General features: G+C 68.7%; 5 protein-coding genes. 2 read left to right on the top strand and 3 right to left on the bottom strand.

What is annotated here, in order from left to right:
- On the top strand, positions 1 to 429 hold a 429-nt coding region (locus tag DQP56_RS22255; protein WP_435673901.1), incomplete at its 5' end, for a helix-turn-helix domain-containing protein.
- A 7-nt stretch (positions 430 to 436) separates the two neighbouring features.
- Here DQP56_RS22255 and DQP56_RS22250 read toward each other — a convergent pair.
- From DQP56_RS22250 to DQP56_RS22240, 3 genes are read right to left on the bottom strand one after another with little or no spacing between them, the layout of a single operon-like run.
- Positions 437 to 1,453, bottom strand: coding sequence for a zinc-binding dehydrogenase (locus DQP56_RS22250; protein WP_112689132.1), 1,017 nt, complete (start codon positions 1,451 to 1,453; stop codon positions 437 to 439).
- On the bottom strand, positions 1,453 to 2,637 hold the full coding sequence (locus tag DQP56_RS22245) for an LLM class flavin-dependent oxidoreductase (RefSeq protein WP_112689130.1): 1,185 nt from the start codon (positions 2,635 to 2,637) through the stop codon (positions 1,453 to 1,455). The genes DQP56_RS22250 and DQP56_RS22245 overlap by 1 nt, the downstream gene beginning before the upstream one ends.
- Complete coding sequence (locus DQP56_RS22240; RefSeq protein ID WP_112689128.1) at positions 2,637 to 3,620, bottom strand: alpha/beta fold hydrolase; 984 nt, start codon at positions 3,618 to 3,620, stop codon at positions 2,637 to 2,639. The genes DQP56_RS22245 and DQP56_RS22240 overlap by 1 nt, the downstream gene beginning before the upstream one ends.
- Positions 3,621 to 3,769: 149 nt before the next feature.
- Here DQP56_RS22240 and ftsH point away from each other — a divergent pair.
- On the top strand, positions 3,770 to 5,782 hold a 2,013-nt coding region (gene ftsH, locus DQP56_RS22235; protein WP_133259005.1), incomplete at its 3' end, for an ATP-dependent zinc metalloprotease FtsH.

Raw genomic sequence — 5,782 nt, 5'->3', positions numbered from 1 at the left:
TTCGCCGGGCTGGTCGCCGCCGGGTTGGTGGGCGACCCGCTCACCGACGCCTGGCTGTTGGCGGACCAGTTGCGGGAGTTCCGTGGCGACGCGCACGTGAATGCCTGGGTTGCAGCGGGTTTCGACGCCGTCGAGATCGGCCTGATCACCGAGTTGTACCGCGGGTTACCGCCGCGCAGCTATGTGCGCAGCAGGGCCTTCAGCGAGGATGAGCTGAGTGCCGGCGAGGCGCGGCTCGCCGAGCGGGGCCTGGCCCGCGACGGCGTGCTCAGCGACGCCGGGCGCGCGGCCCGCGAGTCGGTGGAGACGGCGACCGATGCGGCGTGCGAACCGATCGTGGCCCGGCTCGGCGACGAGCTGCCCGAGTTGGTCGAGCTGGTGGGCGGCTGGTCGAAGCGGCTGCGTGAGGCCGGCGCCTTCCCCGGCTGAGCCTGCTTCAGGGTGTGACCAGGATCTTGCAGTGCCGGTCCGGGTCGGCCAGATCGTCGAATGCCGTCCCCACGTCGTCGAGTCCGACCTCGCCGGTGATCAGCGGTGCCACGTCAATCCGGCCCTCGGCGATCGCCTGTAGCGACGCGGTGAACTCCGCTGGCTCGTAGGCCAATACGAACTGCACGTTGATCTCCTTGGCGACACCGAAGAACGGGTGCACGGTGTCGGGCTGCATGCACACGCCCGCGACCACCAGTCGGGCCCCGGCCGGCGCGCGGCGCAGCACGTCGTCGATGATTCCGGGCACGCCGATCGCTTCGAAGACCACCTTCGGCGTCACCGTGTCGAACGGAGAGCCATCGGCCGGGTCGAGTGACCGATGCGCGCCCATCGCCGTCGCGAGGTCGCGCCGGGCGTGTGAATAGTCCGCTGCCACAATGTGTTCCACGCCGCGGGTTCGCAGTGCGGCGATGATCGCGATCCCGATCGGGCCGCAGCCCAGCACCAGTGCCGTATCGCCGGGAGTGATGCCGGACTTGTTGACCGCATGCAGTCCCACCGCCATCGGCTCGGTCAGCGCGGCGTGCCGGGGGTCCAGCCCGTTCGGGATGGGCACCAGCAGCGGGGCCGACAACAACATCTTCTCGGCGTAGCCGCCCACCGTGGTGTTGGAGTAGACGATAGGTTCAATGCCTTTGGCGGCCAGCAGAACCGGGATCGATGTGACGGGCGTGCCGGCGGGAAAGGTGTCGGTGCCGGGACCGGCCTGCAGTACCCGAGCGCTGAATTCGTGGCCCATGAAGATGTCGGCGCCCAGGTCGACGGCGGTCTCGGCGGCCGGGGTGCCGGCCATGGACCTCGTCGCGGCCAGGACCTGCTCGCCGTGCGCGGCGAAGTGCAGGTCGGATCCGCAGATGCCGCAGGCCAACACCTCGACCAGCACCTGACCCTGGCCGGGCGTCGGCTCCGGCACATCGTCGCGGTAGACCATCCGCCCGTCGCGCAGCACCGCGGCGCGCATCACCGCGGTCCGGACTCGGCGGCATGCTCGACGACGGCGTTCTTGATCGCCTCGCCGGCCCGGCCGAACAACGTGTCACGCATGCCCTTGGCCCACTCGTGTGACGCCCGCGGCGCGGCGAGTTGGCCCTTGAAGTGGGGAATCACCTTGCGGGCCAACAGCTCGTAGCTGTGGTAGGTCGCCTCCGGCGAGGCCCAGTCGTGCCCCAGGAACAGCAGCGTGCCGAACCCGCCGGAGCGCTCCAGCAGGTCGGTGATGTGCTCGATCGCATCGTCGGGGGTGCCGATGCAGCAGCTGCCCGCTGCCGCATAGGCCTCGACGAACTCGGTCGGGGTCTGTGGCGAGCCCTCGACTTCGCTGGCCAGCGGGACGAACCCGGCCGCGCCGAAGTAGTTCGCGAAATCCTGCAGGCCGTATGTGCAGTCGGCCACCGCCTGTTCACGGGTGTCGGCGATGTGCATGATGCTCAACACCCGCCAGCCGGCACGGTCGGGCTCGTCGCGGCCGGCCTTGGCGGCCTGGTCGCAAACCACCTGCCAGGCGCTCTCCACCGCGGCGAAGCCGCCCGGCACCGACATCGACAGCGACAGCAGTGAGGTGCCCAGTGCGCCGGCCAGTCGCGGTCCGGACGGCGAGATCATCGCCGCTGTCGAGATCTCCGGGTACGGCCAGGTGTAGGGCCGGATGTGCAACGCGGCGTCACGCAGCGTGAACCAGTCCGAATGGCGGGTGACCAACTCACCGGGCTCGGCGCGGAACAGCGCGAGGATCGCCTCCAGGGACTCCTGCATCATCCGGCGCTGCTCGACGGGATCGATGCCCATCATGTGTGCGTCGGTGGGCAGTGCGCCCGGTCCGGTGCCGAACATCACCCGGCCACGGGTCAGGTGGTCCAGCAGCACCCAGCGGTCGGCGACCATCAGCGGGTGGTGATAGGGCAGCGAGACCACCCCGGTGCCCAGCCGGATGTGCTTGGTGCGTTCGGCGGCCGCGGCGATGAACACCTCCGGGCAGGCGATCAGCTCGTAGCCCCCCGAGTGGTGCTCGCCGAACCAGGCCTCGTCGAAGCCCAGCCGGTCCAGCGCGACCACCCGTTCAAGGTCGTATTCCAGCGCGACCGTCGGCGACTGGCCCAGCGCGTGGAACGGTGTGATGAAAACCCCGAAGCGCAGCGGCGCGGCCATCACGACACCGCTCCGGTCGGCAGGCCCGCCAGGAACTCGAGCAGCGCGGCGTTGACCTCGTCGGGCCGCTCCTGCTGCAGCCAGTGACCGGCGCCGTCGATCATCACCTCGCGGTAGGGCCCGGTGACCAGTTCACTGGCCCGATCCCGGCGGGTGAAGCTCAGCACCGGATCAGCGGACCCGGCGATGAACAGCGCTGGAACGTCGATGGTGGCAGCAGGTGGATTGGCCATGATCTCCCAGTTGCGGTCGAGATTGCGATACCAGTTCAGCCCGCCGGTGAAACCGGTGCGGGTGAACTCGGCGATGTAGTGGTCCAGTTCGTCGGCGCTGATCCAGTCCGGCCGTGCGGCCGGTTCGGCCAGCCGTTCGATGAACCCCGCCGGGCCGGGAGCGGTCATCCGGATCGCCGAGTCGTGATCGTCCGGGCTCAGGCTGCCCATCATCCGGCGCATGGTCCGAGCCGGGTCCGAGCCCAGTTCCGCGTCGGCGACACCGGGCTGCTGGAAATAGAGCATGTAGAAGAAGTTCTCGCCGAAGATCTTGCGGAACGCCTCGGTGGGCGGGGCGTGCGGGCGGGGCACCGGCGGCACACTGAGCCCCGCCACCGCGGCCACCCGCTCGGGGTGCAGCTGGGCGGCACTCCAGACCACCGGCGCACCCCAGTCGTGGCCGATCCAGACCGCGCGCGTGGCCCCGACGTCGTCGAGCAGACCGACCAGGTCACCGGTGAGCGCCGCGATGTCGTAGGCCGCGATCTCCTCCGGTCGCGTCGAACCGCCGTAGCCGCGCTGATCGGGGGCCAGCACATGAAAGCCCGCGTCGGCCAGCGCGGGAATCTGATGTCGCCATGAGTAGGCCAGCTCCGGGAAACCGTGCGCCAACAACACCACCGGGGCATTGGGCCCATTGTGGGCGCCCGCTTCGGTGACCCGCAGGGTCACGCCGTTGGTGTCGACGAGCCGTTCGGTTTGGTTGGCCACCGTCCCACCAAAGCACAACCGGACCCGGGCGGAGAAGGGATTGCCGGGTCCGGCCAGCTCCAACCCATGCCCGGACGACCGGGGCGGTAGCCTGAACATGCCCAGCTGCATGTACTGGAAGGATTTGGGCCGAGTTCGGCCGATGTCTGATGAATCGCAAAAACGTGATCCGCACCGTCACCGCGATCGCCGTGGTGCTGTTGCTCGGCTGGTCGTTCTTCTATTTCAGTGACGACACCCGCGGATACAAACCGGTCGACACCTCGGTCGCGGTGGCCCAGATCCACAGCGGAAACGTCAAGAGCGCCCAGCTCGACGACCGCGAACAACAGTTGCGGCTGGTGCTGAAGAACCCGCTCACCAGCGTCGAGCTCTCCGACAAGGATGACAAGGCCGCCAGGTCGGGCAAGTCCGAACAGGTCGACAAGCTGATCGCGAAGTACCCGACCGGCTACGCGGTTCCGCTCTACACCGCGCTGACCAAGCAGAAGGCGGAGATCAACACCGTCGTCAACCAGGGCAGCATGCTGGGCACGCTGCTGATCTACATGCTGCCGATGTTGCTGCTGATCGGCCTGTTCGTGATGTTCTCCCGCATGCAGGGCGGTGCCCGGATGGGCTTCGGCTTCGGCAAGTCACGGGCCAAACAGCTGGGTAAGGACATGCCCAAGACCACCTTCGCCGACGTTGCCGGCGTCGACGAGGCGGTCGAGGAGCTTTACGAGATCAAGGACTTCCTGCAGAACCCGGGCCGGTATCAGGCGCTGGGCGCCAAGATCCCCAAGGGTGTGCTGCTCTACGGCCCGCCCGGCACCGGCAAGACGTTGCTGGCCCGGGCGGTGGCCGGCGAGGCCGGTGTGCCGTTCTTCACCATCTCCGGCTCGGATTTCGTGGAGATGTTCGTCGGTGTGGGTGCCTCCCGGGTGCGCGACCTGTTCGAGCAGGCCAAACAGAACAGCCCCTGCATCGTGTTCGTCGACGAGATCGACGCGGTCGGCCGGCAGCGGGGCGCCGGGATGGGCGGCGGGCACGACGAGCGCGAACAGACCCTCAACCAGTTGCTGGTGGAGATGGACGGCTTCGGTGAGCGGGCCGGCGTCATCTTGATCGCCGCGACCAACCGGCCCGACATCCTCGACCCTGCGTTGCTGCGGCCCGGCCGGTTCGACCGCCAGATCCCGGTGACCAACCCCGACATCGCCGGTCGGCGCGCGGTGCTGCGGGTGCATTCGGCGGGCAAGCCGATCGGGCCGGACGCCGACCTGGACGGGCTGGCCAAGCGCACCGTCGGCATGTCCGGCGCCGATCTGGCCAACGTGATCAACGAGGCGGCGTTGCTGACCGCACGGGAGAACGGCACCGTCATCACCGGCGCGGCGCTGGAGGAAGCCGTTGACCGGGTGATCGGCGGCCCGCGGCGCAAGAGCCGGATCATCAGCGAACACGAGAAGAAGATCACCGCCTACCACGAGGGCGGACACACCTTGGCGGCGTGGGCGATGCCGGACATCGACCCCGTCTACAAGGTCACCATCCTGGCCCGCGGCCGCACCGGCGGGCATGCGGTGGCGGTGCCCGAAGAGGACAAGGGACTGCGCACCCGCTCGGAGATGATCGCCCAGTTGGTGTTCGCCATGGGTGGGCGTGCCGCCGAGGAACTGGTGTTCCGCGAGCCGACCACCGGCGCGGTCTCCGACATCGAAAAGGCCACTCAGGTTGCCCGGGCGATGGTCACCGAGTACGGCATGAGCGCCAAGCTCGGGGCGGTGCGCTACGGCAGCGAACACGGTGACCCGTTCGTGGGGCGCACCATGGGCACTCAACCGGACTATTCCCACGAGGTGGCCCGCGACATCGATGATGAAGTGCGCAAGCTCATCGAGGCGGCCCACACCGAGGCCTGGGAGATCCTTACCGAATACCGCGACGTGCTCGACACGCTGGCCGGCGAACTGCTGGAGAAGGAGACGCTGCACCGCGCCGATCTGGAGAAGATCTTCGGTGACGTGGCCAAGCGACCGCGGCTTACGATGTTCGACGACTTCGGCGGCCGGGTCCCGTCCGATAAGCCGCCGATCAAGACTCCCGGTGAGCTGGCCATCGAGCGCGGCGAACCGTGGCCGCAGCCCAGGCCCGAGCCGGCGTTCAAGGCCGCCATCGCC

The organism is Mycolicibacter senuensis (genome assembly GCF_003284925.1).
Classification (GTDB): Bacteria; Actinomycetota; Actinomycetes; order Mycobacteriales; family Mycobacteriaceae; genus Mycobacterium; species Mycobacterium algericum_A.
This window is presented reverse-complemented; position numbering and strand designations above follow the sequence as displayed.